23 protein-coding genes are annotated in these 24,059 nt (G+C 75.9%); 14 read left to right on the top strand and 9 right to left on the bottom strand.

The annotated features are described in order from the left end of the window. Positions 1–25: 25 nt before the first annotated feature. Together AQJ30_RS13385 and AQJ30_RS13390 are read right to left on the bottom strand one after the other, a co-directional pair. Positions 26–1,075 (bottom strand): LacI family DNA-binding transcriptional regulator, encoded by a 1,050-nt coding sequence (locus AQJ30_RS13385; RefSeq protein ID WP_067233092.1) that lies wholly within the window; start codon positions 1,073–1,075, stop codon positions 26–28. Positions 1,076–1,145: 70 nt separating this feature from the next. Next, entirely contained in the window at positions 1,146–1,868 is a 723-nt protein-coding gene (locus AQJ30_RS13390) for a TetR/AcrR family transcriptional regulator (RefSeq protein ID WP_067233093.1), read from the bottom strand. A gap of 120 nt (positions 1,869–1,988) precedes the next feature. On the opposite strand from AQJ30_RS13390, the gene AQJ30_RS13395 reads away from it, so the two are divergent. After that, positions 1,989–2,552, top strand: a complete 564-nt coding sequence (locus tag AQJ30_RS13395) for an NADPH-dependent FMN reductase (RefSeq protein WP_067233094.1) — start codon at positions 1,989–1,991, stop codon at positions 2,550–2,552. A gap of 85 nt (positions 2,553–2,637) precedes the next feature. Here AQJ30_RS13395 and AQJ30_RS13400 read toward each other — a convergent pair whose 3' ends face one another. Then, positions 2,638–4,095 (bottom strand): MFS transporter, encoded by a 1,458-nt coding sequence (locus AQJ30_RS13400; RefSeq protein WP_067233096.1) that lies wholly within the window; start codon positions 4,093–4,095, stop codon positions 2,638–2,640. 184 nt (positions 4,096–4,279) lie between these two features. Between AQJ30_RS13400 and AQJ30_RS13405 the strand changes: the two genes are divergently transcribed. The 5 genes from AQJ30_RS13405 (at position 4,280) to AQJ30_RS13425 (ending at position 9,650) form a co-directional block, all read left to right on the top strand. Further along, positions 4,280–4,735 (top strand): MarR family winged helix-turn-helix transcriptional regulator, encoded by a 456-nt coding sequence (locus AQJ30_RS13405; protein ID WP_067233097.1) that lies wholly within the window; start codon positions 4,280–4,282, stop codon positions 4,733–4,735. Positions 4,736–4,840: 105 nt separating this feature from the next. Next, entirely contained in the window at positions 4,841–6,727 is a 1,887-nt protein-coding gene (locus tag AQJ30_RS13410; RefSeq protein WP_067233099.1) for a protein kinase domain-containing protein, read from the top strand. Positions 6,728–6,797: 70 nt separating this feature from the next. Beyond that, positions 6,798–7,343: a DUF1360 domain-containing protein gene (locus AQJ30_RS13415; RefSeq protein ID WP_079084004.1), complete on the top strand. Its 546-nt coding sequence runs from the start codon at positions 6,798–6,800 to the stop codon at positions 7,341–7,343. Positions 7,344–7,438: 95 nt separating this feature from the next. After that, positions 7,439–8,002, top strand: a complete 564-nt coding sequence (locus AQJ30_RS13420) for a hemerythrin domain-containing protein (protein ID WP_067233101.1) — start codon at positions 7,439–7,441, stop codon at positions 8,000–8,002. Between the two features lie 298 nt (positions 8,003–8,300). Continuing rightward, complete coding sequence (locus AQJ30_RS13425; protein WP_079084005.1) at positions 8,301–9,650, top strand: MFS transporter; 1,350 nt, start codon at positions 8,301–8,303, stop codon at positions 9,648–9,650. A gap of 95 nt (positions 9,651–9,745) precedes the next feature. Here AQJ30_RS13425 and AQJ30_RS13430 read toward each other — a convergent pair whose 3' ends face one another. Together AQJ30_RS13430 and AQJ30_RS13435 are read right to left on the bottom strand one after the other, a co-directional pair. Further along, positions 9,746–10,273, bottom strand: a complete 528-nt coding sequence (locus AQJ30_RS13430) for a hypothetical protein (RefSeq protein WP_067233563.1) — start codon at positions 10,271–10,273, stop codon at positions 9,746–9,748. Between the two features lie 133 nt (positions 10,274–10,406). Continuing rightward, a complete protein-coding gene (locus tag AQJ30_RS13435) occupies positions 10,407–11,591 on the bottom strand; it encodes a serine hydrolase domain-containing protein (protein WP_067233105.1) in 1,185 nt (394 codons plus the stop codon). A gap of 342 nt (positions 11,592–11,933) precedes the next feature. On the opposite strand from AQJ30_RS13435, the gene AQJ30_RS13440 reads away from it, so the two are divergent. Beyond that, entirely contained in the window at positions 11,934–12,755 is an 822-nt protein-coding gene (locus AQJ30_RS13440; protein WP_107119587.1) for a ribonuclease BN, read from the top strand. Between the two features lie 12 nt (positions 12,756–12,767). Here the strand turns inward: AQJ30_RS13440 and AQJ30_RS13445 are convergent, their stop codons facing one another. Next, positions 12,768–13,832 carry an MGDG synthase family glycosyltransferase gene (locus AQJ30_RS13445; protein WP_067233567.1) on the bottom strand — a complete coding sequence of 355 codons (1,065 nt, stop codon included), beginning with the start codon at positions 13,830–13,832 and terminating at the stop codon, positions 12,768–12,770. Between the two features lie 222 nt (positions 13,833–14,054). Between AQJ30_RS13445 and AQJ30_RS13450 the strand changes: the two genes are divergently transcribed. Both AQJ30_RS13450 and AQJ30_RS13455 read left to right on the top strand, forming a co-directional pair. After that, complete coding sequence (locus AQJ30_RS13450; RefSeq protein ID WP_079084006.1) at positions 14,055–14,840, top strand: SDR family oxidoreductase; 786 nt, start codon at positions 14,055–14,057, stop codon at positions 14,838–14,840. Next, positions 14,762–15,118, top strand: a complete 357-nt coding sequence (locus tag AQJ30_RS13455; protein WP_245726924.1) for a polysaccharide deacetylase family protein — start codon at positions 14,762–14,764, stop codon at positions 15,116–15,118. Before AQJ30_RS13450 ends, AQJ30_RS13455 begins: the two co-directional genes overlap by 79 nt. Positions 15,119–15,201: 83 nt before the next feature. On the opposite strand, the gene AQJ30_RS13460 is transcribed toward AQJ30_RS13455, so the two are convergent. Beyond that, positions 15,202–16,569, bottom strand: a complete 1,368-nt coding sequence (locus AQJ30_RS13460; protein ID WP_067233106.1) for a carbohydrate-binding protein — start codon at positions 16,567–16,569, stop codon at positions 15,202–15,204. 68 nt (positions 16,570–16,637) lie between these two features. Next, on the bottom strand, positions 16,638–17,660 hold the full coding sequence (locus AQJ30_RS13465) for a LysR family transcriptional regulator (RefSeq protein ID WP_079084008.1): 1,023 nt from the start codon (positions 17,658–17,660) through the stop codon (positions 16,638–16,640). 106 nt (positions 17,661–17,766) lie between these two features. Here AQJ30_RS13465 and AQJ30_RS13470 point away from each other — a divergent pair, with 106 nt between their 5' ends. The 4 genes from AQJ30_RS13470 to AQJ30_RS13485 all read left to right on the top strand — a co-directional run bounded on the left by AQJ30_RS13470 (position 17,767) and on the right by AQJ30_RS13485 (position 21,499). Next, positions 17,767–18,717: an AraC family transcriptional regulator gene (locus AQJ30_RS13470; protein WP_067233108.1), complete on the top strand. Its 951-nt coding sequence runs from the start codon at positions 17,767–17,769 to the stop codon at positions 18,715–18,717. A gap of 34 nt (positions 18,718–18,751) precedes the next feature. Further along, the gene (locus AQJ30_RS13475) at positions 18,752–19,621 is read left to right on the top strand and encodes a dioxygenase family protein (RefSeq protein ID WP_107119576.1); all 870 of its coding nucleotides are present in this window, start codon (positions 18,752–18,754) and stop codon (positions 19,619–19,621) included. A 212-nt stretch (positions 19,622–19,833) separates the two neighbouring features. Then, positions 19,834–21,255 carry an amidase gene (locus tag AQJ30_RS13480; RefSeq protein WP_067233109.1) on the top strand — a complete coding sequence of 474 codons (1,422 nt, stop codon included), beginning with the start codon at positions 19,834–19,836 and terminating at the stop codon, positions 21,253–21,255. Positions 21,256–21,280: 25 nt separating this feature from the next. Continuing rightward, the gene (locus AQJ30_RS13485; protein ID WP_174867886.1) at positions 21,281–21,499 is read left to right on the top strand and encodes a hypothetical protein; all 219 of its coding nucleotides are present in this window, start codon (positions 21,281–21,283) and stop codon (positions 21,497–21,499) included. A gap of 17 nt (positions 21,500–21,516) precedes the next feature. Here AQJ30_RS13485 and AQJ30_RS13490 read toward each other — a convergent pair whose 3' ends face one another. After that, positions 21,517–22,242: a hypothetical protein gene (locus tag AQJ30_RS13490; protein WP_067233110.1), complete on the bottom strand. Its 726-nt coding sequence runs from the start codon at positions 22,240–22,242 to the stop codon at positions 21,517–21,519. Positions 22,243–22,543: 301 nt separating this feature from the next. Here AQJ30_RS13490 and AQJ30_RS13495 point away from each other — a divergent pair, with 301 nt between their 5' ends. Further along, the gene (locus tag AQJ30_RS13495) at positions 22,544–24,046 is read left to right on the top strand and encodes an SPFH domain-containing protein (RefSeq protein ID WP_067233112.1); all 1,503 of its coding nucleotides are present in this window, start codon (positions 22,544–22,546) and stop codon (positions 24,044–24,046) included. Positions 24,047–24,059 lie beyond the last annotated feature (13 nt).

Below are 24,059 nucleotides of genomic sequence, written 5' to 3' on the forward strand. Positions count from 1 at the left end.
GTCGGGCTGATCCGAAAGACACGGCCTAGCTGGACTCCCGTCCCACCACCGTCGCCGCGAGCAGTTCCCTGGACTCGGGCGGGGTGCCGGGGTTGCGGACCGCGCGGTCGACGAGTTCGGCGAGGTCCCGGCCGGAGGGCAGCCGGATGTGGACGGTGCTGAGCCGGGGGCGCACCAGCCTGCCCAGCAGGAGGTCGTCGGCGCCGATGACGGCCGTGTCCTCGGGGACGCGGACGCCCCGCTCGGCGAGGGCGCTCAGCACCAGCACGGCGTACTCGTCGTTGAACGCGAACACGGCGTCCAGGCCGAGCTCGCGCCAGCGGGCCGCGAGGGCGCGCGCGGACTCCTCGGTGTAGGCGAGGGACAGCTCGGTGACGGTGGCGTCGGTGCCGTCCAGGGCGGCGCGGGCCCCGGCCAGCCGGGGCCGGGAGAACATGTCCAGGCTCCGCTCCCGGGGCACCACGACGCCGACGCGCCGCCGGCCGCGGTCGTACAGGTGCCGGGCGGCGGCCCGGCCGACCGTCTCGTGGTCGAGCAGCAGGGCGTGGGCGCCCTCGACCCGGTCGCAGCCCAGCGTGACGACCGCGCGGGCGCCGGACCGCTTGAGGACGGCGACGCCCTCCGGGCCGATGCCGGGTCCCGGCACCAGTACGGCGACCGGCCGCAGCTCGGCCCAGGCGCGGGCCGCCTCGTCACCGCGCAGCCCGCTGGCGCCGTACTGGACGACGGTGTAGTCGAGGCGGCCGAGGGCCTGCTGGAAGTCGTGCACGAACTGGCTGTAGAGCGGGCCGGCGGGCACGGGCGGGGCGGGCATCAGGACCATGCGGCTGTGGCCGGCGCGCAGGCTGCGGGCGGCGGCGTGCGGGACGTAGCCGAGTTCGCGGGCGGCCTCGTGGACGCGGCGGCGGGTGGGTTCGCTGATGCGTACGGCGCCTGCGTTGTTCAGGACGTAGGAGACGGTGGCGCGCGAGACGCCGGCCAGGCGGGCCACGTCCGCGCTCGTGGGCACGGGGCGCGACGCCGGCGACGACGGCGGCGCGGGCGGGTCGGGAATCTGCACCATGACGTACCGCATCCTGGCAGAGGCCCGCCGCTCCCCCGCGGCCGGGGGCGTCAACCTCCGTCCGTCAACCGCCTTTGCCAGGTCAGGAGTTGACCCCAGGGGCCGGTGCGGCGGAGGTCCTGCGCGCCGGTGCGGCGGGGGTGCTGCACGCCGGTGCGGTCACGCGGTCGACCAGGTCGGTCCAGCCGTCCTCCAGCCGCTCCAGCGGCATCCCGCACTGGCGGGTGAGGTGGTGGATGAGGACCGGGTTGAGGTACCCCATGAGCGTGTGCGCGACCAGCTCGGTGTCCGCGTCCGGGACCGCCTGGCGCAGCAGCAGGACGACGTGGCCGTGCAGTACCCGCAGCGGGGGCGAGGCGAACCGGCGGTCCGCGCTGGGCTCGGCCGCCAGTTGCAGGTCGAGCTGTTCGGCCGAGCGCCGCAGCATGGCGCAGCCGAACGCGCGCAGCCGCTCCACGGGCGGCGCGCCGGGACCGAGCGGGGGCGGTCCGCCGAGGAAGGCGGCCTGGAACTTCTTTTCGGAGTGGTCCAGCAGCGCGGTCAGCAGGCCGGTACGGTCGCCGAAGCGGCGGAAGACGGTGCCCTTGCCGACGTTCGCCGCGGCGGCCACCGCCTCCATCGTGACCCCGGCCGCGCCGTGCTCCGCGACCAGCCGGGCGGCGGCGTCCAGCAGCCGGGCCCGGTTGCGGGCGGCGTCGGCCCGCAGGCACGCGTTGGGTTCGTGGGCGGCGGTGTCGAGCTGGAGCAACTCGGTTCGGCCGAAGGGCTCCTCGGTGTGCGGGAAGGGCGGCAGCGCGGCGGACATGAAGACAGCGTAAAGCACCGGGTATCAAACTGGACCGCGGTCCGGTTACAGTGCTAGAAATTAAACGGACCTCGGTCCGGATCGTTACCGCAATGTTTCAGCCTCCCTGGGAGTACCCCCATGTCTGTTCGCATCCTCGCGCTCGTCGGCAGCCTCCGCGCCGGTTCGCACAACCGCCAGCTCGCCGAGGCGGCCGTCAAGCTCGCTCCGGAGGGCGCCGAGGTGGTGCTCTTCGAGGGCCTGGCCGACATCCCCTTCTACAACGAGGACCTCGACGTCGAGGGCGCCGTGCCGGCCCCCGCCGCCAAGCTGCGTGAGGCCGCCCAGGCCGCCGACGCCTTCCTCTTCTTCTCGCCCGAGTACAACGGCACCATCCCCGCCGTGCTGAAGAACGCCATCGACTGGCTGTCCCGCCCGTACGGTGCCGGCGCCTTCGGCGGCAAGCCCGTCGCCGTGATCGGCACCGCCTTCGGCCAGTACGGCGGCGTGTGGGCGCAGGACGAGACCCGCAAGGCCGTGGGCATCGCCGGCGGCAAGGTCATCGAGGACATCAAGCTCTCGATCCCCGGCTCCGTGACCCGCTTCGCCGAGACCCACCCGGTCGACGACGCCGAGGTCGCCGCGCAGCTGACCGAGGTCGTCGCGCGCCTGCACGGCCACGCGGGCGAGGCCGTCGCCGCCTGACCCCCGCCGACGCAGCAAAGAGGGAGGGTGCCGTCCTACGGCACCCTCCCTCTTCTTCGTGCTCCTTCGTGTGCGGGCTCCCTCTTCAGGCCCGCGCCACCGGGGCCCCGCCGGGCTCACCGGCCGGATCCGGCGCGTGCCGCAGCGGCTCGGTCCGTGCGGCGGGGATGACGGCCGCGATCGCCGCGGAGACCAGCGCCAGACCGCCGCCGACGAGCAGCGCGGTGCGGAAGCCGGTCTCGGAGGCGAAGGTGTACCCGCCCATGCTGGTGGTCATCTGAGCGAGGATCACCCCGATGACGGCCGAGCCGATCGACGTGCCGAGCGAGCGCATCAGGGTGTTGAAGCCGTTGGCGGCGGCGGTCTCGGACAGCGGGACCGAGCCCATGATCAGGGCGGGCATCGCCCCGTAGGCCAGGCCCACGCCGCCGCTGGTGACCAGGGTGACGAGCATGACGCCCCAGGCCGTGCCGATCAGGGCCTGCGCGAGCGCGTACCCGGCGGCCAGCACGAGCGCGCCGCAGACCAGGGTGACCTTCGGACCGCGGGCGTTGGTGAGCTTCCCGCCCAGCGGTGAGACGACCATCATCGTGAGGCCGCCGGGCGCCATCCACAGGCCGGCCGCCAGCATCGACTGGCCCAGGCCGTAGCCGGTGGCCTCGGGGAACTGCAGCAGCTGCGGCATCACCAGCATGCTCGCGTACATGCCGAAGCCGACGAACACCGAGGCGACGTTGGTGAGCAGAACCCGGGGACGGGCCGTGGTGCGCAGGTCGATCAACGGATCGCTGGTGCGCACCTCCCACAGGCCCCAGGCGAGCAGGACGACCACGGAGGCGGCGAACAGGCCGAGCGTGGTGGCCGAACCCCAGCCCCAGTCGGCGCCCTTGGACACCGCGAGCAGCAGGCACACCAGGCCGACGGCGAGGCCGAGCGCGCCCGCGAGGTCGAAGCGCTGCCCCTTGGCGCCGGCCGGCACGTCCGGGACCAGGAACCAGATCAGCACCCCGATGGCGGCGGCGAGGCCGGCCGAGCCCCAGAAGAGCACCCGCCAGTCGGCGTACTGGGCGATCGCGGCGGCGATGGGCAGACCGAGGCCGCCGCCGATGCCCATGGAGGCGCTGACCAGGGCGATGGAGGAGCTGAGCTTCTCCGCCGGGACGACGTCGCGCAGCAGGGCGATGCCCAGCGGCACCATGCCCATGCCCATGCCCTGGAGCCCTCGTCCGACGATCATCGGCACGACCCCGGAGGCCAGGGCGCACACCACGGAGCCGACGACCAGGGGCACGACGCAGGCCAGCAGCATCCGGCGCTTGCCGGCGAGGTCGCCGAGCCGCCCGGAGATCGGTACGCAGACCGCGGCCACCAGCAGGGTGACGGTGATGACCCAGGCCGCGTTCGACGGCGAGGTGTCGAGGATCTGCGGCAGCTCGGCTATCAGCGGGGTGACCAGGGTCTGCATGATCGCGGCCGTGGTGCCGGCCAGCGCGAGCGTGGCGACCACGCCGCCGGTGCGCGCGGTGGGCTGGGGGGCGTCCATGGAGGACTCCTCGACTCTCTGTCGGTGGATCGGCCGACCGGTGGCCGGTGGCCCGGTGGCCGGTGGACCGGGGAAGGACCGCGAAGGATGTGCATCCTACATGCGACATGTACGACGCATGCCATGTGGCTGATGCACGCCCGTGTGCAAGGATGGAGGCGCACCGCGAACAGGAGGCCCGCGCATGGAGAGGCCGACGCACGACGTCGAGTACGAGCAGATGCTGCTCAGCCGCCACACCTTCCTCAGCCGGCGCGGGGGGCGGCGCCAGGACGGCGTGCTGGAGCGCAGCGCCTACATCCTGCTCAGCCGGATCCGCGTCCAGGGCCCGATGACGATCGGCGAACTCAGCGACGCCTTCGGCCTGGACGCCTCCACCCTCAACCGGCAGACGGCGGCCGCGACCCGCGCCGGACTGCTGGAGCGCATCGCGGACCCGGGCGGCGGGATGGCCCGCAAGTTCCGCATCACCGCGGAGGGTTCACGCCTGCTGGACGAGGAGCGCGAGGGCATCGTCGAGGTGCTGGACCAGGTGATGGCCGACTGGTCCGACGACGACATCGCCGCCTTCGCCGGCTACCTGCGCCGCTTCAACCACGGCATCGAGCGCATCGGCGGCCGTCCCTGGCCACGCCCCTGAAGCACCGGAACCGTTCGAACGCCTGACCAAGGGCCGCTCCTGGGCTAGCCTCGTGACCCTTCTGCGAGCGAACTTGCGTACGGCGAACATCACTTCGGGAGTTCCGTGTCCGACCGGACCACACCACCGAGCCCCACCGCGCACGAATCGGCGGCCCTCCGGCAGACCGGCGCCGCTCCCCTGCGGCCGGGCGACCCGGTCCGGGTGGGCCCCCACGTCCCCCTCGCCCTGCTGGGCAGCGGCGGCATGGGGCGCGTCTACCTGGCCCGGTCCGCCGACGACGAGCCCGGACTGTACGCGGTCAAGGTGATCCGTCCCGAGTACGCCGAGGACACCCGCTTCCAGCGGCGCTTCGCCCACGAGGCGGCGGTGCACTCCCGCGTCGGCCCGCCCCACGCGCCCCGGCTGTGCGGCACCGGCCTGGACGACGACCTGCTGTGGATGGCCACCGAGTACCTGCCCGGCGTGGACCTGGCGGCCGTGGTCCGCGAGGACGGCTCGCTGGCGGGCGCCGCCGTCTGGCAGTTGCTCGCGGACCTCGGCCGCGCGCTGCTCGCCCTGTCCGCGGCCGGCGTCGTGCACCGGGACCTCAAGCCGTCCAACGTCCTGCTCTGCCCCGACGGCGCCCACGTCATCGACTTCGGCATCTCCAAGGCCGTCGACGCGAGCGCCGTCACCGGCACCGGCAACCGGGTGGGCACACCCGCCTACATGTCCCCCGAGTACCTGCGCACGGGGCACTGCGACACCGCCTCCGACGTGTTCTCGCTCGCCGGGTCACTGGTCTACGCGGCGGCCGGGCGCGGCCCGTTCGGCGACGGCACCGGCGTCGACGTGATGCACCGGGTGGCCTTCGAGGAGCCCGACCCGGACGTGATCGGCGCGGTCCGCGCAGGCGACCCGGACCTGGGCGCCCTGCTGACCCGCTGCCTGGCCAAGGAGCCCGCCGACCGGCCCACCCCGCAGGACCTCGTCGACGCGGCCGAGCCGCACGTCCCGGTGGCCGGCTGGCCCGAGCCCGTGCACAGCCGGGTGCTGGCGCGGCAACGGGCGTACGACACCCTGCACCGGCTCCCCGTGGCACGGGCGGCGCTGCTGTGGCCGCCGGGGGTGCGGGCACGGGCCGGACTGCTGCCGGCGGAGGTGAGCGGGCCGGTGCCGGGGGCGGACGGGCGTCCGCGGGACCGGCAGGGGGTGGGGCCGTACGGGCGTCCGCAGGACCGGCAGGCGGCGGAGGCGCACGGAGGTCCGCAGGGCCGGGAGCGTGCGCACTCCCCCGGCTCCGGGCAGCCCGGTCCCACCTCCGCGCCGTCCGCCGATGTGGCCCCCGCGGCGTTACGGGCCCGGCGGCTGCGCCGCAGGCAGACGCTGGCCGTCACCGCCGGCGTCACGCTGTCCGCCGTCGCCGCCGGAGTCCTGGTGCTGACCCGCGAGGACGGTCCGGCGACGGCCCACGCGCCGGGCGCGGTCGCCACGGCGTCCGGGGCCCTGCCCGGCGGCGCCCGCAGGGGCGGCGTGTCCCCGTCCGCGTCCCGCGTCTCCGACGGCGCGTCCGTCGCCGGCGAGCCCGGCGGGCAGGCCGTCACCGGGTCGGAGGGGCCGGGGCGGCAGCCGGCCCCGCCGACCGGGCCGGCCCACGCCACCGCCGCACCGACGGGCACCGCGTCCCCCGCGGCGACCACCGGGGACCCCACCGGACCCGCACCCGCGACCAGCGCCCCGGCGTCCGCGCCGGCGGCCCAGCCCTGGAACACCGACTGCACCTCCTACGAGGGCAGCGGACGCACCGGCCCGGGCGACACCGGCAAGCAGGTCCGGCAGGTGCAGTGCATGCTCACCGCGCGCGGCTACGGCGTCGCCGGCACCGATCCGGACGGCGAGTTCGGCACCGGCACGGAGCAGGCGGTCCGCGCCTTCCAGGGCGACCGGGGCCTCACGGCGGACGGCGTCGTGACCCGGGGGACCTGGGTGGCGCTGCGCGCCGCCGAATGACTCCGATCAGGGGCGATTGCCGCAGGGGCGCGGGGTACCCGGGGACGCCGAACACGCTCCTGGAGGTGCCATGACGACCGATGCCGTCCACGAGGACGCCCCCGACCACCGCGACGCCCACGACAGCCACGAGGGCGACGAGGGGTACGGCGCCGCGGACGCGACGCCCCTCGTCGGGTACGCCGTGCTCGCCGGCATCTTCACGGCGGGGATCGGCACGTTCACCGCGGTGGCCAGGCGGCGCGGCGTACGGCTGCCCGACCGGGTGCCGCCGTGGGACGTCGCCCTGCTCGGCACGGCGACGTACAAGATGTCCCGGGTGCTGACCCGGGCCAAGATCACCAGTTTCGTACGGGCGCCGTTCACCCGCCGGGCGGACCAGGGTGAGGCCGCCGAGGTCATGGACGAGCCGCGCGGCACCGGGGTGCGGCGCGCGGTGGGCGACCTGGTGGCGTGCCCCTTCTGCACCGCCACCTGGGTGATGGGGGCCCTGGTGTGCGGGTACGCCGCCGCGCCGCGGGCCACCCGGCTGGCGAGCGCGGGCCTCGGCGCCCTGACGGTGTCGGACTTCCTGCACTACGCGTGGACCTGGACGCAGCAGACCACCGAGAGCTGAACGACGGCACCGTGTGACCGTCCGGGAGCGGGGCACTCGACAGGCCGCGGCGCGCCCGCCAGGGGCCGCCGCGACCGGCATGGAGGTGAAAGGGCATGGGACACGGCGGGAACGTCATCGACGAGCTGATGACCGATCATCGTGAGGTCGAGGAGCTCTTCGGCAAGATCGAGGCGCTGCCCTCCGGTGACAAGAAGCGGAAGGTGCACGCCGAGCAGGCGGTCATGGAGCTCGTGCGGCACTCGGTCGCCGAGGAGATGTACCTGTACCCGGCCGTGCGCGAGCACGTCCCGGGCGGCGACGCGCTGGCCGACAAGGAGCTCGAGGACCACGCCGAGGCCGAGCAGCTGATGAAGGACCTGGAGGGCTGCGAGGCGGACGACCCGGAGTTCGACCGTCTCGTCACCCGGCTCATGGCGGAGATCCGCGCGCACGTCGCCGACGAGGAGGGGAACCTCTTCGTGCGGCTGCGGGCCTCCTGTCCTCCCGAGGCGCTGGACCAGCTGGGCGACAAGGTGCGCCAGGCGAAGAAGGTCGCGCCGACCCGGCCGCACCCGGCCGCGCCGGACCACCCGCCGGCCAACAAGATGCTGGCACCGGGAGCCGGTCTGGTGGACCGGCTGCGCGACGCGCTCTCGGGTCGCGGCAAGACGGACTGACGCGGCCGCACCGGGCGAGGGCCCCTCACCGCGGGTGAGGGGCCCTCGCCCGTGCCCGGGTCGGTCCGGTTCAAACCCCCTTGTGAGCAAGGCCACTCGGTGTTCCAACCGCGCTCCGCCCGACGGGCGTTGGCGCGTAGGTCCGGACGGGTGCGGCGTGCGTCACGCCGGCACCGGCGGCCCCTTCTGCCACGATGGTCCGCGCCCTGAACGACTGGGCCGGAACGGCCGCGCAGCGCAGCCGGTGTCTCTTCGGTTCCGCCCGTCCCCACCCCGCCTGGCTGTCGAGAACCGGACCGTGTCTGCTGCCCCTCCCCCGCCCTCCCCTGCCCCGCACACCGCCGCCCGGCCGGAGCCGCCCGCGTCCCGCTCGCCGTGGCGCTCCCTGCGCCACCGCGGCATGCGCTGGTGGTCCGTCGCCAACTTCGTGTCGAACGCCGGCACGTGGATGCAGCTGACGGTGCAGAACCTGCTGGTCCTGCAGATCACCGGCTCAGCCGCCGCGACCGGCCTGTCGATGTCCGTACAGGCCGCCCCGGCGCTGTTCGTGAGCCTGCTGGGCGGCACCGCCGTGGACCGCTGGCCGCGCAAACTGACCGCCGCCGTCAGCCAGGCCCTGCTCGGCGGGGTCGCCCTGGTGACGGCCGTCCTGGTGGCCGTGGACCGGCTCGACATGACCTCGCTGCTGGCGCTGGCCGCCGTGACGGGTCTCATCGCCACCGTCGACGGACCGGCCTGCGCCCTGCTCGGCAACGACCTGGTGCCGGTCGAGGACGTCCCCTCCGCCATCGGCGTCGGCGCGCTGGTGCACAACGCGGGCCGGCTGGTCGGTACCGCGCTGGCCGGTGTCACGGTCGGCTTCCTGGGCACGGCCGCGGCGTACGGCGCGAACGCCCTGTCGTTCCTCTTCGTGGCCTCGGTGATCCCCTTCCTGCGCCCGGCGCGGGGCGCGACCGCGGTCCGGCCCGCCCCGGCGTCCGGCGCCCCGCGGCCCGGCCTCGGCGTCCGCGAGGGGCTGGTGTTCTTCGCGCGCAGGCCCCGGCTGGTCGCGCTGGCCGGGATCACCGGGATCAGCGCCGTTTTCGGGCGCAATTACGGGCTGACGCTCGCCGTGCTGGTCACCGGGCCGCTGGCGGGCGGCGCCGGGTCGTTCGGCACGGTGTCCACGGTGCTCGCGGCCGGCGGGATCGTCGGCGCGGTGCTCGGCGCGCGGCTGCGCAGGCCCTCCGTCCGGCTGGTGGGGTGCCTGGCCGCCGCGGGCGGTCTGCTCCAGGTGGCCGCCGGGCTGTCACCGTCGCTGGCGGTGCTGCTGGTGCTGGTGCTGCCGATGGCCGTCGTGGAGTCCGTCTCGGACACCGCAGGCACGGCCGTCCTCCAGACCGACCCGCCCGCCCGGCTGCGCGGCCGGGTGCTCGGGGTGTGGAGCAGCATCGGCACGGTGTGGAGTCTGGGCGGCCCGCCCGCCCTGGGTCTGCTGATGGAACTGGCCGGGGCACGCGGTGCCCTGGTGCTGGGCGGCCTGATCGTCTCCGGCACGATCGCCGCGGGCCACCTCGCCCGCACCCGCCGCACCACCGACACCCCGGTCCTCCTGCCGACCCTCGACGGCGACGTCGCGGACCGGGGGGCACTGAGCACGGCGGCGTGAGGGCGGCCGGACCGGGCGGGGTGGCCGAGCACGCGGGTGAGCGGGCGCGGCGGCGTACGTCTTCTGCTGCCGTTCTCCGTGCCCGAGCCCCGTCGTCAGGCGATGAGCGCCTGGCCCGGGGTCAGGCGGGTGCGGAGTTGGGCGTGGTGGAGGTCGGCCACCGGGGCGAGCAGGTCGGGGTGGCGCAGGAGGGCTGCCGCCGCGCGGTCGCCGGCGTCCGGGGCGAGCAGGCGCCGGAACTCCACCGGCAGGCCGCGCGCGTGGCCGCCGTCGTGCAGGGCGCCGACGGCCTCCTCGGCGAGGTCCGGGTCGCCGAGCAGGCACGCGGCCCAGCTCGCCACGACCTCGTCGACCCAGGTGCGCCAGGCGACGGCGTCCTCGTCGGTGTCCTCGTCCGTCCCGGCGCCGGTGACCCAGTCCAGGCGGGCGCAGCCTCCGGGGCCCGCCATGCCGACGAGTGCGGCGTCCATCGCGGTCGGGTAGCGCAGCCACGCGGCGACGGTGACGGCCTGGCGGGCCTGGACCTCGCACAGGGCGGCGGCCAGGGCGCCGCCGGACGCCGGGTAGGCGCGGACGAGCCACTGGGTGGTCGCCGCGATGAGCGGGGAGAGGTCTGCGAGCACGGCCGGCCGTCCGGGGGTCGAGCGGGAGAACAGGGAGGTCCGCACACGCTAGCCGCCCCTGCCGGGCCCGGGAACCCCGCTGTGACCGGCGTCCCTCAGTGTCCTCGGCCACACCGTCCGGTCCCGCTCCGCCTCAGGACGAGCCGTGCAGCAGGGCGCACACGAAGTTCTCCTGGACGGTCCGCAGCCGCTTCAGCAGGTCCGGCTTCTGGGCCTCGTTGATCTGCGTGGTCGTGCTGAAGGTCAGGGAGCGGCGGCCGTCGGGGGTGGCCGCCATCAGCTGGGTGTAGCCGGGCATGTTGCCGGTGTGGCCCAGCACGACGCCGCAGCGGGTGGTGTAGCGGAAGAGGCCGAGGCCGGCGTCGTTGCGCCCCGGCCCGGCCGGTTCTGACGCGCCGGCGACCCAGCGCCGTTGCTCCTTCGCCACCCGGGGGGCGAACAGCGCGCCGCCCGCGTAGCCGCGGACGAAGCGGGTCACGTCGGAGGGCGTGGAGATGATGCCGCCCGAGGCCCAGATCCCGGAGGCGCTGAGCAGCTCGCTGACGTCCTGTGGTGCGGCGGGCGGGTCGACGTCGTAGCCGTGCAGGTAGGGCGTGGGGATGCGGTAGTCCTGCGGCAGGCTGGTGTCGTGCAGCCCGAGCGGCCCGTACACCCGCTGGTCCAGCAGCTTCTCGTACGGGGTCCCGGTGGCGGCCTCGGCCATCAGGGCCACGGCGATGTTGTCGGAGTTGGAGTACTGGTACCGCGCGCCGGGCTGGAAGCGCAGGGGCTGGTCGGCGACGTAGTCGAGGAGCCGGCGCGAGTCGAAGCGGTGGTGCGGGTCGGCGGTCACGATCTTCTGGAACGCGGGGGCGCGGATGTAGTCGGGCAGGCCGCTGGTGTGGTTCAGGAGCTGCCGCAGGGTGACGGCTCCCCACGCCTTCGGCAGCTTCGGCAGCCGCTGGTGCAGGGTGTCGTCCAGCCCCAGGTCGCCGCGGGAGACCAGGGACAGGGCGACCGCCCCGCTGAACGCCTTGGCCGCGCTGGCGATGCGCATGTGGTCGTCGGCGCCGGGCGCGCGCTGCGTCCCGGTCTGCGCGACGCCGGACCGCAGCACCCGGTTCTGTCCGCCGTCGCGCAGGACGGCGATGACCCCGGGCGGTCCGCCGGGCGCCCCGACCAGGTCGTCGAGCTGCTGCTGGAGGGTGCGCGCGGAGGGCGAGGGCGACGGCGACGCGGGTGCGATGGCCACCGCGGCCGCCGTGGACAGCACGGCCAGGCCGGCCGCGACCAGCGCGAGGCCGGCCGGCCGGCGGAGGAGGGGGGAACGTGCGGGCATGCGGGCTCTCCCGGGGACGGGGCGGGGAACGTCCGGGTGGCGCGGTGTGCCGCCGGACCGGCGTCCAGCTTCACCCGGCACGCCGAACGCCCGCCGCGCACACTGCTGCATACGGCCCAACGCGCGCTCACCGGCCGGGTCCTGGGTGTCCGGGGCGGCCGTCGCGGCGGTGGCGGGAAGGCGCGCGGGCGGGCCGACGGCCGGCGGCGGGAAGGGGACGTCGCCCGGGCGACGGGCGCCCGGCGACCGCGCCCCGGATGCTGGTAGGGGAACGCCGGTCCGGTCGGCGTGCCGGCGGTCGTGCACCCGGTGCACCGGAGCGGCCCTGTGGAGGAGCGCCTCGTGAAACGGCAGCTGCGACAGCTCGGGCACGGGTGGCACCGGCTCGGCGTGGGCTCGCTGCTGCGGCAGGGGCGCCGACTGGAGCTGATGCACCGTGCCATGGGGTTCGCCACGCTCGCCCTGGTGACGCTGGCGCCGCTGCTGATCGTGGTGGCCGCCGCCGACCCGCTGCGGCGCGGCGGCTTCGCGCCCTGGCTGGCGGACGGCATGGGGTTGTCCGGCCGGTCCGCGCGGCTCCTGACGGAGATCGTCAGTCCGTCGCGCGAGGTGGTCAGCAGCACCAGCGTGTGGAGCGGTCTGGCGCTCGCGGTGTTCGGCGTGTCCTTCGCGGCGAGCGTGCAGAACGGCTACGAGCGCATCTGGTGCCTGGGTCCCGGCCCGTGGCACCGGATCTGGCGGCAGGCCATGTGGATGTGCGTGCTGACCGCCTACCTCTACCAGGAGGTGCAGACCCGCACCGCCCTGCACGGCACGGCGCGCGTCGCGCTGACCTCGGTCACCGGGGTGCTGTTCTTCTGGTGGGGCCAGCGCTTCCTGCTGGGCGGGCAGGTGACCTGGCTGAAACTGCTGCCGGGCGCGCTCGCCACCATGGTCGGCCTCGGCGGCCTGCGCGCCTTCTCGCACTTCGTGTTCGCGCCGCTGATCGTCACCAACGCGATCAGCTACGGCGCGGTGGGCACGGTCCTCATCGTCGAGTCCTGGCTCATCGGGGTGGGCTTCGTGGTGTACGGCGGCGCCCTGGTCGGCAAGTGGTTCGACGACCACCGGGACGCGCGGCGGGAGGACGAGCCGAGCGACGCGACGCGGGAACGGGCTTCCTGAGGGCCGGCCGGATCAGACCACCGCCGACTCCGCCAGCGCCAGGACCGGGGCGAGCGGGTCGCCGCGGAACAGGGCACGGCCGCGGTCGCGCCGCAGGTCCCGCTCGGGACCCGCCTCCAGCACCCCTTCCAGTGCGGACAGCAGCCCGGCCTCGTCGGGGGCGAACGCCGACACCCCGAGCCCGGCCATGCGCCGCACGCCCTCCTCGCCGTGGCCGGGCAGCGGACGGTAGCCGATCACGGGGAGCCCCGCGGCGAGGGCCTGGACGGCGGTCTGCCCGGCCGCGTTGTCGATCAGGGCGTGCACGGCGCCCATCAGGCCGGGCAGGTCGCGGACCCACCCCAGCGCGAGGGCGCCCGGGACGGCGGTGACGGCGCTGCGCAGCTGGTCGTTGTGCCCGCACAGCACGACCGGCAGGTAGCCGGTGCGGGCCAGCAGCCGGGCGGTGGCCGACGGCCGGGACGCGGCTCCCCAGGCGCCGGCGGACAGCAGGACGGGCGGCCGGCCGGGGACGTGCCGGGCGAGCGTGCGCCGCCAGTGGGCCGCACCGGGGGCCGGCGCGAGGAAGTCGCCCGGCACCACCGGGCCGGTCACCCGCACCGGTGCCGCCACGCCCCGGCGCAGTTCCTCGGCCGCTTCCTCGGTGAGGCACAGGTACTGGTCGTTGCCGGGGTGGACCCAGTGCCGGTGGACGGCGAAGTCCAGGACGAACACCGCGCTCGGCACGCGCAGCGCGCCCCGGTGCCGCAGGTGCCCGGTCAGCTGGGCGGCGAGGTGGAACACCGACACCACGACGTCGGCCTCGAACCGGTCCGCCAGCTCCGTCAGGCGGTGCCCGGCGAGGCGGGCGAGCGGCACCCCGCTGGGGCGGTGCCCGGGACCGCTGCGCAGGAACGTGTCGTAGACGGCGCCGTAGGCCCACGGGAAGTGCCGCACCGACGCCTGGTACGAGCCGCGCAGCGCGGAGCCCAGGCCGTAGGGCAGCAGGCCGAGGACATCGGCCACCAGGGGCTCGTGGCCGTCGGCGCGGGCGCGGCGGGCGAGCTCCTCCGCCACGGCGTCGTGGCCCGCCCCCATGCTCGCGCTGAGCACCAGGATCCGCCGGGGCGCGCCGGGTACGGCCGTACGTCCGTGGGACGCGGAGGGAGACGTGCGCACGGGTTCCGGTTCTCCTGCCGTACGCCACCCAAACGCCACCTCTGCTGGGCGTTTGGGTGCATCCGGTCCGGGATGCTCCATGCAGCCGGGCCGCCCCGTCGGCCCCTCCCGGCATCGTGCCCCGGCCCCTCGGATGACGTCATGTCGCATGCCATGTCCGGCCCCCGCTCCGCACCCGCCGTCGCCCCGTCCACGCCGCTGCCGGCGCCCGGTCCCGGTATCGCGCCCGCCGCCGGGGCCGGGGCGTCCGGGTACCGGGGTACGGCCCTGGTCACCGGTGCCTCCTCGGGCATCGGCGCGGCCGTGGTGCGGCGCCTCGCCGCGGAGGGCGGCTGGCGGCTGGTGCTCAGCGGGCGGGACGAGGCGCGGCTGGCGCGGATCGCCGGCCCGGCGTCGGGCACGGCGTTCGCCGCCGACCTGACCCGGCCGGGTGCCGCGGCCCGGCTGACGCGGTTCGCGCTGGACCGCTGGGGCCGGGTGGACCTGCTGGTGGCCGACGCCGGGATCGGGTGGGCCGGCGCGTTCGGCTCGATGCCGGCCGCCGACCTCGACGAGGTGACCGACGTCGACGTACGGGCCACGCTGCGCCTGGTGCGGCAGGTCGTGCCGCACATGGTCGCGGCGGGCGGCGGGCGGGTGGTGCTCATCGGGTCGCTGGCGGGGGTGGTCGCCGTGCGCGACGAGGCCGTGTACTCCGCGGCCAAGGCCGCCCTCGGGGCGTTCGCCGACGCCCTGCGCTACGAACTGGCGCCCACCGGCGTCCGCGTCACCCACGTGGTGCCCGGCGTGGTGGCGGCTGGTCCCACGACCGGCCGTGGCTGCCGTCCCCGCTGCGCGACCGCCGGGACCTGGCGCGGGCGGCCGCCGCCGTGCGCGGGACCACCGGCCGGTCCCCGCGCTGGTACCGCCCGCCCTACGGCATCCTGACCGCCGGCCGCTGGGCCACCGCCCGGAGCGCGGGGCTGCGCCCGGTGCTGTGGACGGCCTGGGCCCGGGACTGGACGGCCGGGGCGACCGCCGCGTCGGTCCGCGCGACGGCCGCGGCGGAGCTGCGCGGCGGCGGCACCCTCCTGCTGCACGACACCGACCTGGTCTCCGCGCCCGGCTGCTGGCACGCCACCCTCGCGGCCCTGCCGGGGATCGTGGGCGACTGCCGGGAGGCCGGCCTGCGGGCGGGGCCGCTGGCCGAGCACGGCACGGACTGACGACCGACGCCGGTGTCGCGGACGCGCCGGGCGGCCCCGGTCTGGGAACCGGGGCCGCCTTCCGCCGGCGTAGGGCAGGCAGGTCAGGTCCGCTGCCACAGCGCCGGCGTGTTCGGGGGCTCCCAGCCGGGCTGGGCCTGGTGGGTCTGCAGGCAGCGGTAGGTGGCGCCGCCGTACGTCACCGTCGCGCCCGCCTGGTAGACGGTGCCCGCCGCCCAGGTGCCGCCCGGGTCACCGGGGTCGCCGGGGTCGCCCGGGTCACTGGGGCCGGAGGTGGTCGTCTTCAGGGTGAGGCCGTAGTTCTGGAGGATGGGGTTGATCGGCTGGAAGTAGGTCGTGCCGCCGCTCGTGCAGTTGCCCGAGCCGCCCGAGGTGACGCCCTGCGCCTGGCTGCCGGAGATGAACGAGCCGCCCGAGTCGCCCGGTTCGGCGCACACCGAGGTGCGGGTGACGCCGGCGACGGTGCCCTCCTGGTACGTCACGCTGGAGTTGAGCTGCTGCACGGTGCCGCAGTGCCAGCCGGTCGTGGAGCCGGAGCGGCACACCGAGGAGCCGACCGCGGCCTGCGTGGACCCGGCGACCTGCGCACTGGAGCCGTTGACGTACGGCGTCGCCGTCCAGTTGGCGTTCGTGGCCACCCACGCCATGTCGTTGCCGGGGAAGACGGACGCCTGGAACGTGCCCTGCGCGACCCGGTTCGAGCCGGTGGTGGTGCTGCCGGCGCGTCCGCAGTGGCCGGCCGTGGCGAAGCCCTGCTGGGTGCCGCGGGTCACCGGGAAGCCGATCGAGCAGCGGCTGCCGCTGCCGATGTAGTAGGCGTCGCCGCCGCGCAGGTCGTAGAGCGGGCGCGGTCGTTCGGTGGTCCGGACGATCCGGGTGAGGGAGGTGTCGACGTGCGCCGCGCGCAGCAGGGAGCGGGCGGATTCCGCGCTGATCGCCTCCACCGTCAGCGTGTTGGTGCGGACGTCGACGTACCACACCGGCGCGGCGGTGGTGCCGTGCCGCGCGGCGGCCCGGTCGAGGCGCGCCTTGGCGGCGTCCAGCGCGGACAGCGAGTGGTCCACGACCACGGCGTCCGCTCCCCCGGCCCGGATGGCGCGCACGTCGGCCGGGTCGGTCGTGGCCACGGTCAGGGTGTCCGACAGCGTGCCGCTCACCCAGGCGCCCGCGTAGTGCGCGCCGACGGCGGCCCGCAGCCGGCCGGTGACGGCGCCCGCCTCGGCCTCGTGGGCCAGCCGGGCCTCGGCCTGCCGCCGGTCCAGGCCGAGGTCCCGCTGGAGCGCGGCGAGGAGGCCGGGCGGGGCCGCGTCGGTGCGCAGGGTCTCCGCCGCCGTGGCGGCGCCGGACGAGGAGGGCGGCAGGGCGCTCGCGGAGCCGCTGAGCCCGGCCACGAGCAGGGCGCCCGTCGCCGTGGCGGCGGCGCACGCGGCCCTGAACTGTCGATGGAGCATGGGGAGTTCTCCTCGGGTTCGGTGGGGTGGCGCCACCGTAGGAAGGCTCCGCCGCGCTCCGTAAGACGTCAGCCGACCCCCTGCCCCCGCGTTATGGAAGCCGCCGGAGGGGGCGGCGGCACCGGTCGGCGGACGTCGTCCGCTGCGCCCGGCCGGCGCCCGGCCAGCCACTGGGCGTAGCTGTCGCTGCGGGCCGCCGCGCCCGCGTGTGCCTCGCGGGCCTGGGTCAGCACGGTGTCCGCGGTGTCCTGGCGCTGCCCGGCGGGGTGGCGGCCGAGCAGGTGCCGCCACATCAGGGGCGTCCCGGCGAGCGGACGGATGGCGAGACCGGCGGTCGGCGGGAACGTGGCCCGGCACAGGCCCACCGCCCGGCCCACCTGCACCAGGTGCACGCAGGACGCGGTGTCCGTCTCGTACATGCGCCGCGGGGAGAACCCGGCGCGGGCGCAGGCCGCGGTGAAGCAGTCCGCGAAACAGCCGTCGCCGGGGACGCAGGCCCACTCCTCGTCGGCGAGCGCGGCCAGGTCGACCTCCCGCTCGGCGGCCAGCGGGTGGCCGTCGGCGAGCATCACGAAGACGGGGTCGACGGCGATCTCCTCCCAGACGAGGTGCGGCGGGTCGGGCGGCGGGGCGGAGCCGCAGGTGCCGGTGAGCGCGAAGTCCAGGCGTCCCTCGGCGAGCAGTTCCGCCAGTTCCCGCTCCGACCAGGAGGCGCAGGTGGTCACGGTGGTGCCGGGTGCGGCGTCGGCCAGCCGGTCGACCAGCGCCCCGAGCAGCGGGCCGTGGGTGCCGCCGAGGCGCAGCCGCTGACCGACGCGCCGGGTGCGGGCGAACCGGGCGGCCTCCCGCTGGAGTTCGCTCACCGCGGGCAGCACGACGCGGGTGCGTTCCAGCACCAGCTCGCCGAGGGCGGTGGTGCGCACGCCGTGCCGGCCGCGCTCGAACAGGGCGCCGCCCAGGGCCCGTTCGATGCGCCTCAGCTGCGCGCTGAGGGCGGGCTGGGCGAGGCCGAGCGCGGTGGCCGCCCTGGTCAGGCTGCCCGCGTCGGCGATGGCCCGGATGGTTCTCAGATGCCGCAACTCCAGCTCCATGCAGGGAGCTTGCGACGCCGCGGGGCGGGGGGCAAGGGGTTGGTGCAGACCAGAGCGGGAACGGATGTGCGCGACCCGGCCGGTGTCCGAGGAAGGAGTGCGTCCGATGCGCAGCACCACGGTCTTACCAGGGGTTCCGAGCCCGCCCCCCGGCGCGGGGGACGTGGCGCTGCACCGGCTGGAGGTGGCCGGCCCGGACGCCCCTCCGTTCGCGGCGGGGTCCTTCGAGGAGGTGGGGCCGCTGTCCCGCTGGGACCGGCCGCACCGGCACACGTTCTACGAGCTGGTGCACGTCACCGCCGGTTCGGGTGCCCATGTCGTCGACCTCGCGCGGTGGCCGGTGCGTCCTCCGCAGCTGACCGTGGTCCTCCCGGGGCAGGTGCACCACTGGGAGGGCGGCCGGGGCCCGGAGGGGTCGCTCGCCCTGTTCACCGACGACTTCCTGGTGGACCACCCCGGCGACCGGGAGGTGCTGCGGGAGCTGGGCACGCGCTGCCCGTTCCCGCTGGACGCGGAGCACGACCGGGCGATCGGGTGCCTGTTCGCCGAACTCCTCACGGAACACCGGCAGCGCGCGGCGGGGCACGAGAGCGTGCTGCGGTCCCTGCTGCACGTGCTCGTCCTGCGCGCCGCCCGGCTCCCCGGCCCCGCCGGGCACCGGGCCGACCACCACGCAGGGCCGCGCGCCCAGGGCCGTTCGGCCGCCGTGGCCGAGGCGTTCACGGAGCTGGTCGCCGGGTCGGGGGCGGCGGGGTGGAGCGTGCGGCAGTGCGCCGACCGGCTGGGGGTCACGCCCGGGTACCTCACCCAGGCGGTGCGGGCCGCCACCGGCCGCCCGCCCGGCAGGTTGCTGATCGAGGCGCGCGTGTACCGGGCCCAACAGCTGCTGGCGCACACCCGGTTGTCGGTCCGGCAGGTCGCCGCGCGCACCGGGTTCAGCGACCCGGCCTACTTCGGGCGGTTCTTCCGGCGGGAGACCGGGAGCAGCCCGGGGGCCTTCCGAAAACACCACAGCCGCCACCACCAGTCCCTCGAAGCCCCGTCCGGGCGCGCCTAGTTTCGTTGCCCACCACCCCCCACGAGGAGGAGACATGGACGGAGCAGGCAGGCACGGCGCGGGCCCGGACGACCCCGGGGCCGGGCCCGACACGGGCTCGGCCCGGCTCGTGCGCCGCAAGACGGTGCTGCGCGCGGCGCTCGCCGCGACCGCCGCGATCCCCGTCGCCCTGGCCGGCGGCCCGGCCCTCGCCCGCACCCTGACGGGGAGCGGTACGGCCCCACAGCTCACGCCGCCCTGCGACGACGGCGACCACCCCACGCCGGAGCAGATCGAGGGCCCCTACTTCAAGCCCAACTCCCCCCAGCGCACCAGTCTGCTGGAGCCCGGCATGCCCGGCACCCCGCTCACGGTGAGCGGCTACGTCTTCGGCCGCGCCTGCCTGCCGGTGGCCGGCGTGCTGCTGGACTTCTGGCAGGCCGACGCCAACGGCGCGTACGACAACACGGGGTTCCGGCTGCGCGGGCACCAGTTCACCGACTCGCGCGGCTCGTTCGCGCTGACCACCATCGTGCCGGGCCTGTATCCCGGCCGCACGCGCCACCTGCACGTCAAGCTGCAGGCGCCCGGCCGTCCGGTGCTGACGACGCAGCTCTACTTCCCCGGCGAGCCGCGCAACAACACCGACACGATCTTCGACGCACGGCTGCTGATGACCGTCCGGGACGCGGGCGGCGGCCGGGAGGCGGCGTTCGACTTCGTCCTCGACGTCCCGCAGGACCCCGGCCCCGGTCCCGGCCCCGGCCCTTCCCCGTCGCCGGGCGGGACCTGGGCCGTCGGCACGGCCTACCGCGCGGGCGACCGGGTCACCTACGCCGGCCGTGCCTACGTCTGCCTCCAGGCGCACACGGCCCAGCCGGGCTGGGAGCCGCCGGCCGTCCCGGCCCTGTGGCGAGCGGCCTGACGAGCCACCGGGCAGCCACCACCGCCCGCGCACCGAGGACCACCGCACCGGGGGGCCCTGGGGGGGCGGACCGCCGTCCGCCCCCCTCGGGGCCCGCGCCCAGCGCTCGTCGGCAGTCCCCACCGGTCTCGCGCGTCCCCGCCGCGCGGCCTCCCGCGACGGACCGCCAGAGGTTACTGTGCGGTAGACGCCGTCGTCCCGGAGGTGCCCGCATGACGCCCGACCGTGCCGCAGGGCTGGCCGAGACCGCCCGTGCGCTCGCCGAGGGCGAGGTGTCCTCGCGGGAACTCGTCGAGCGGACGCTCGCCCGGATCGAGGGCAGCCGGGGCACCCTGAACGCCTTCCGGATCGTGCGGGCCGAGGCCGCCCTCGCCGAAGCCGACGCCGCCGACCGGGAGTTGGCCGCCGGAGGGCGCCGTCCGCTGCTCGGGGTGCCGGTCGCCGTGAAGGACGACATGGACGTGGCCGGCGAGCCCACCGCCTTCGGCTGCGCCGGCGCCCACCCGCCCGCCGCCGAGGACGGTGAGGCGGTACGGCGGCTGCGCGCGGCCGGTGCGGTGATCGTCGGCAAGACCAACACCTGCGAGCTCGGCCAGTGGCCGTTCACCGAGGGGCCCGCGTTCGGCGCGACCCGCAACCCGTGGCACCCCGGGCACACTCCCGGCGGCTCCTCCGGCGGGTCGGCGGCCGCGGTGGCGGCGGGGCTCGTCCCGGCCGCGCTCGGCTCGGACGGGGCCGGCTCGGTGCGCATCCCGGCCGCGTGGACACACCTGGTCGGCGTCAAGCCGCAGCGCGGCCGCGTCTCCACCTGGCCGCGCGGCGAGGCCTTCCACGGCATCACGGTCAACGGCACCCTCGCCCGTACGGTCGCCGACGCCGCCCTCCTGCTCGACGCGGCGAGCGGCAACCACCCGCACGACCCGCACCGGCCGCCCGCCGTCGACGCCCGTGCGGCGGCCGGCCGCGACCCGGGCCGGCTGCGCGTGGCCCTCGCTCTGAAGCCGCCGTTCACGGCGGTGCCCGCCCGGCTGAGCCCCGCCGTGCGGGCCCGGGTCGTCGCCGTCGCCGAACGGCTCGCCGCCCTGGGACACACCGTCGAGGAGGCCGACCCGCCGTACGGGCGGATCGGGCTGGCCTTCGTGCCCCGGGCGACCGCAGGGATCGCCGAGTACGTCGCCGAGGCACCCTTCCCGGCGCTCCTGGACCGGCGCACCCGGGACGCCGCGCGGCTGGGCCGGCTGCTCGGCGGAGCCCCGCTGCGGGCGGCGCGGCGCGCGGAGGCGGTCCTGCACCGGCGTATCGGCCGGTTCTTCACCTCGTACGACGTGGTCCTCGCGCCGACCACCGCCACTCCCCCGCCGCGCATCGGCGCGATGGCGGCGCTCGGCGGGTTCGCCACCGACCGGGCGATGATCGCGGCCTGTCCCTACGCCTGGCCGTGGAACGTGCTGGGCTGGCCCGGCGTCAACGTCCCGGCCGGGTTCACCGCGGACGGCCTGCCGGTGGGCGCGCAACTGCTCGGCCCGGCGCACGGCGAGCCGCTGCTGCTGTCGCTGGCGGCCCAACTGGAGGCGGACCTGCGCTGGCACGAGCACTGGCCGGCACCGGTCGCCGCCGACTCCCCTGCCGGGTAACCGCCTTCGGCCGTACTCTGGGGGCATGGACGACGCGCCGATGGTCGGGCTCATGGGGCGGGTGACCGGGACGGTCGGGCCCGGACTGGTCGGCGAGGTGATCGTCCGGGTCCGCGGCGGCGCCGAGCACTTCCTCGCCCACCCCGCGCCCGGCACCGGACGCATCGAGCCCGGCACGGTGGTCATGGTCGTGGAGTACCTGCCGCCACGGACGGTCTACGTCACCGGCGCCTACGACAGCTGAGCCCGCCCCCGGGCTCCTCAGCCGCGGCGCCGCGCGGCGAGCCGTTCCAGCACCTCGACGTCCGGCACGTCCAGGGCCGGTATCCGCAGCCACCGGAACGGGAAGCCGTACGTTCCGGCCTGGCGGTCGTGGAACTCCATCCGCAGGTACGCGCCCAGCTCGTCCTCGTCGACGCTGGCATGGACGAAGCTGTACCGCAGCACCGTGATGTCCTCCCACGGGATGTGCGTGTCCTCGTGGTGCAGGCCGTCCGCGTCGGCCGTCAGCGGGCCGAACTCCACCCGGCCCCCTGCCGCCAGGGTCGCTTCGGCCCTGGCCAGCTGCGCGTCGGTGACGTGCGCGTGGATGCGGGCCATCAGGGGCCAGACGACGGACGGGGGATGATCGGCGAGCTGCCCGGTGCGGAAGACGGCCTCCGGGGTGGTGACCGGCGGGTCGGACAGCCGGGACGCCACGACCGTGCCGTCGGCGAACTCCAGCCGCTGGTCGTAGACCCACTGCGTGACGACCGTGTCCTCCTCCGTGGGGTGCCCCTCGAGATCGTTGGCGAACCACACGTGCGTGATCTCCGCCCAGGGGTACGTCCGGGGGGCGACTGCCGCGCGGGCACCACCTTGGTCGTCCCCGGTCAGCAGGACACCGTCGTCGAGCACGCGGAGCATCACCGCCCGCGGGCCGTCGGGGCCGTCGGCCTGCCCGGGCAGCGCCCCGTCCGCGGCCTCCGGGTCCGGTCCCGGGTCCACCGCTCCGGCGTCCCCCGACGTCCGCTTCCTCCCCCACCAGCGAGCCATCCGTCCCCCCTCCCGGGCCCGCCGGCGCGAGCCCTGATCACCCGTCACTGCGCGGCGCACCGCGCCCGGCAGCCTACCCACGCCGGGGGCCGGGGAACGGCCGCCCGCCGTTGCCGTCGCGCCACGACCGCCCGCCCCGCCCCATGCCGACGTCAAGGTTGCGACAAGGATCCGCCGGTGTCTTCACCTGCGGCCCGGGCAGGCGCACACTCCCTTCGTCCGGTGCCGAGAGGGCACCATCCCAAGGGGGCGTATGCCGATGGTCGTCGGCGTCGTAGCGGGGGTGGCGGTCGCCGCCGTCCTCGTACTGATCGGTGTGTTCAAGATGATGTGGCGCGTCGCGGAGCCGAACGAGGCGCTGATCATCTCCGGTTCGAAACACCGGACCGAGGGCCTCGAGGAAGGCATGGGGTTCCGGATCGTCACGGGGCGCGGCACGCTCGTGCTGCCCGGGGTGCAGGCGGTGCGCAAGCTGTCCCTGGACCTGAACGAGACCGAGCTGCACGTGGACTGCGTGACGCACCAGGGCATCCCGCTGAAGGTGCGCGGCGTGGTCATCTTCAAGGTGGGCGACGACTTCGTGTCGATCGCCAACGCGGCCCGCCGCTTCCTCGACCAGCAGAAGCTGATGGCGGAGCGCGTGCACAACGTCTTCGCCGGTCACCTGCGCTCGATCGTGGGCGGGTTGACGGTGGAGGACATGATCCGCGACAGGGAGAAGCTGACCGGGCAGACCCGGGCCGCGTGCGGGACGGAGATGGAGAAGCTGGGCCTGATCGTCGACTCGCTGCAGATCCACGAGATCGAGGACCCGACGGGGTACATCCAGAACCTGGCCATGCCGCACGCGGCGGCCGTCCAGCGGGACGCGCGCATCGCCCAGGCGGAGGCCAACCGGCTGGCCACGGAGGCGGAGCAGCAGTCGTTCGCGCGGATGGCGGAGGCCACCCGGGACAGCGAGATCCTCCAGGCCGGCTACCAGGCCGAGCGCGACAAGGCCGCCGCCAAGGCCCGCCAGGCCGGACCGCTGGCCGAGGCGGGCGCCCGCCAGGAGGTCGTCGTCCAGGAGACGCGGGTCGCCGAACTGGAGGCGCACCGGCGCGAGCAGCAGCTCCAGGCGGACGTCCGCAAGCCCGCCGACGCGCAGGCGTACGAGAAGCGCACCCTGGCCGAGGCCGAGCGCGACGCGCGGATCTCGGCAGCGCAGGCCAAGGCCCGCGAGACGGAGCTGGCGGCCGCCGCCGAGGCCACCCGGGTGAAGACGGCCGCGGGCGCCGAGGCGGAGGCGACCCGGACCCGCGGCACCGCCGGGGCCGCCGCGACCCGCGCCACGGGTGAGGCCGAGGCGGCCGCCGCGCAGGCCCGCGGTCTGGCCGAGGCCGAGGCGGTCAAGGCCCGGGGCCTCGCCGAGGCGGAGGCCATCAAGGCGCGCGCCGCCGCCCTCGCCGAGAACCAGGAGGCCGTCGTCGCCCAGCAACTCGCCGAGAACTGGCCGGAGATCGTCCGGGCGGGCGCCTCGGCGTTCGGCAGCGTGGACAACATGGTGCTGCTCAACGGCGCCGAGGGCATGTCCGAGCTGTTCGCCAAGGCGCTCACCATGGGCGGCACGGGCCTGGGCCTGGCCCGCCAGCTGCTGGCCTCCATGAACCAGGAGGGCTCGCCGGACCGCAACGGGCGGACCACCGCCGGGACTTCGTCGCTCAACGGCCTCGCGTCGCCTCCCCCGGCGCAGAGGGTCCCGGTGGACGAGAAGTAGGGCGGTCGGGGGC

Source organism: Streptomyces longwoodensis (assembly GCF_001514125.1).
Lineage (GTDB): Bacteria > Actinomycetota > Actinomycetes > Streptomycetales > Streptomycetaceae > Streptomyces > Streptomyces longwoodensis.

Excerpts from the sequence above, each read along its gene's own strand:
- AQJ30_RS13385 (WP_067233092.1), bottom strand. The coding sequence starts at position 1,075 with ATGCGGTACGTCATGGTGCAGATTCCCGACCCGCCCGCGCCGCCGTCG.
- AQJ30_RS13390 (WP_067233093.1), bottom strand. The coding sequence starts at position 1,868 with ATGTCCGCCGCGCTGCCGCCCTTCCCGCACACCGAGGAGCCCTTCGGC.
- AQJ30_RS13395 (WP_067233094.1), top strand. The coding sequence starts at position 1,989 with ATGTCTGTTCGCATCCTCGCGCTCGTCGGCAGCCTCCGCGCCGGTTCG.
- AQJ30_RS13400 (WP_067233096.1), bottom strand. The coding sequence starts at position 4,095 with ATGGACGCCCCCCAGCCCACCGCGCGCACCGGCGGCGTGGTCGCCACG.
- AQJ30_RS13405 (WP_067233097.1), top strand. The coding sequence starts at position 4,280 with ATGGAGAGGCCGACGCACGACGTCGAGTACGAGCAGATGCTGCTCAGC.
- AQJ30_RS13415 (WP_079084004.1), top strand. The coding sequence starts at position 6,798 with ATGACGACCGATGCCGTCCACGAGGACGCCCCCGACCACCGCGACGCC.
- AQJ30_RS13420 (WP_067233101.1), top strand. The coding sequence starts at position 7,439 with ATGGGACACGGCGGGAACGTCATCGACGAGCTGATGACCGATCATCGT.
- AQJ30_RS13435 (WP_067233105.1), bottom strand. The coding sequence starts at position 11,591 with ATGCCCGCACGTTCCCCCCTCCTCCGCCGGCCGGCCGGCCTCGCGCTG.
- AQJ30_RS13445 (WP_067233567.1), bottom strand. The coding sequence starts at position 13,832 with ATGGGGGCGGGCCACGACGCCGTGGCGGAGGAGCTCGCCCGCCGCGCC.
- AQJ30_RS13450 (WP_079084006.1), top strand. The coding sequence starts at position 14,055 with ATGTCGCATGCCATGTCCGGCCCCCGCTCCGCACCCGCCGTCGCCCCG.
- AQJ30_RS13460 (WP_067233106.1), bottom strand. The coding sequence starts at position 16,569 with ATGCTCCATCGACAGTTCAGGGCCGCGTGCGCCGCCGCCACGGCGACG.
- AQJ30_RS13465 (WP_079084008.1), bottom strand. The coding sequence starts at position 17,660 with ATGGAGCTGGAGTTGCGGCATCTGAGAACCATCCGGGCCATCGCCGAC.
- AQJ30_RS13470 (WP_067233108.1), top strand. The coding sequence starts at position 17,767 with ATGCGCAGCACCACGGTCTTACCAGGGGTTCCGAGCCCGCCCCCCGGC.
- AQJ30_RS13475 (WP_107119576.1), top strand. The coding sequence starts at position 18,752 with ATGGACGGAGCAGGCAGGCACGGCGCGGGCCCGGACGACCCCGGGGCC.
- AQJ30_RS13480 (WP_067233109.1), top strand. The coding sequence starts at position 19,834 with ATGACGCCCGACCGTGCCGCAGGGCTGGCCGAGACCGCCCGTGCGCTC.
- AQJ30_RS13485 (WP_174867886.1), top strand. The coding sequence starts at position 21,281 with ATGGACGACGCGCCGATGGTCGGGCTCATGGGGCGGGTGACCGGGACG.
- AQJ30_RS13495 (WP_067233112.1), top strand. The coding sequence starts at position 22,544 with ATGCCGATGGTCGTCGGCGTCGTAGCGGGGGTGGCGGTCGCCGCCGTC.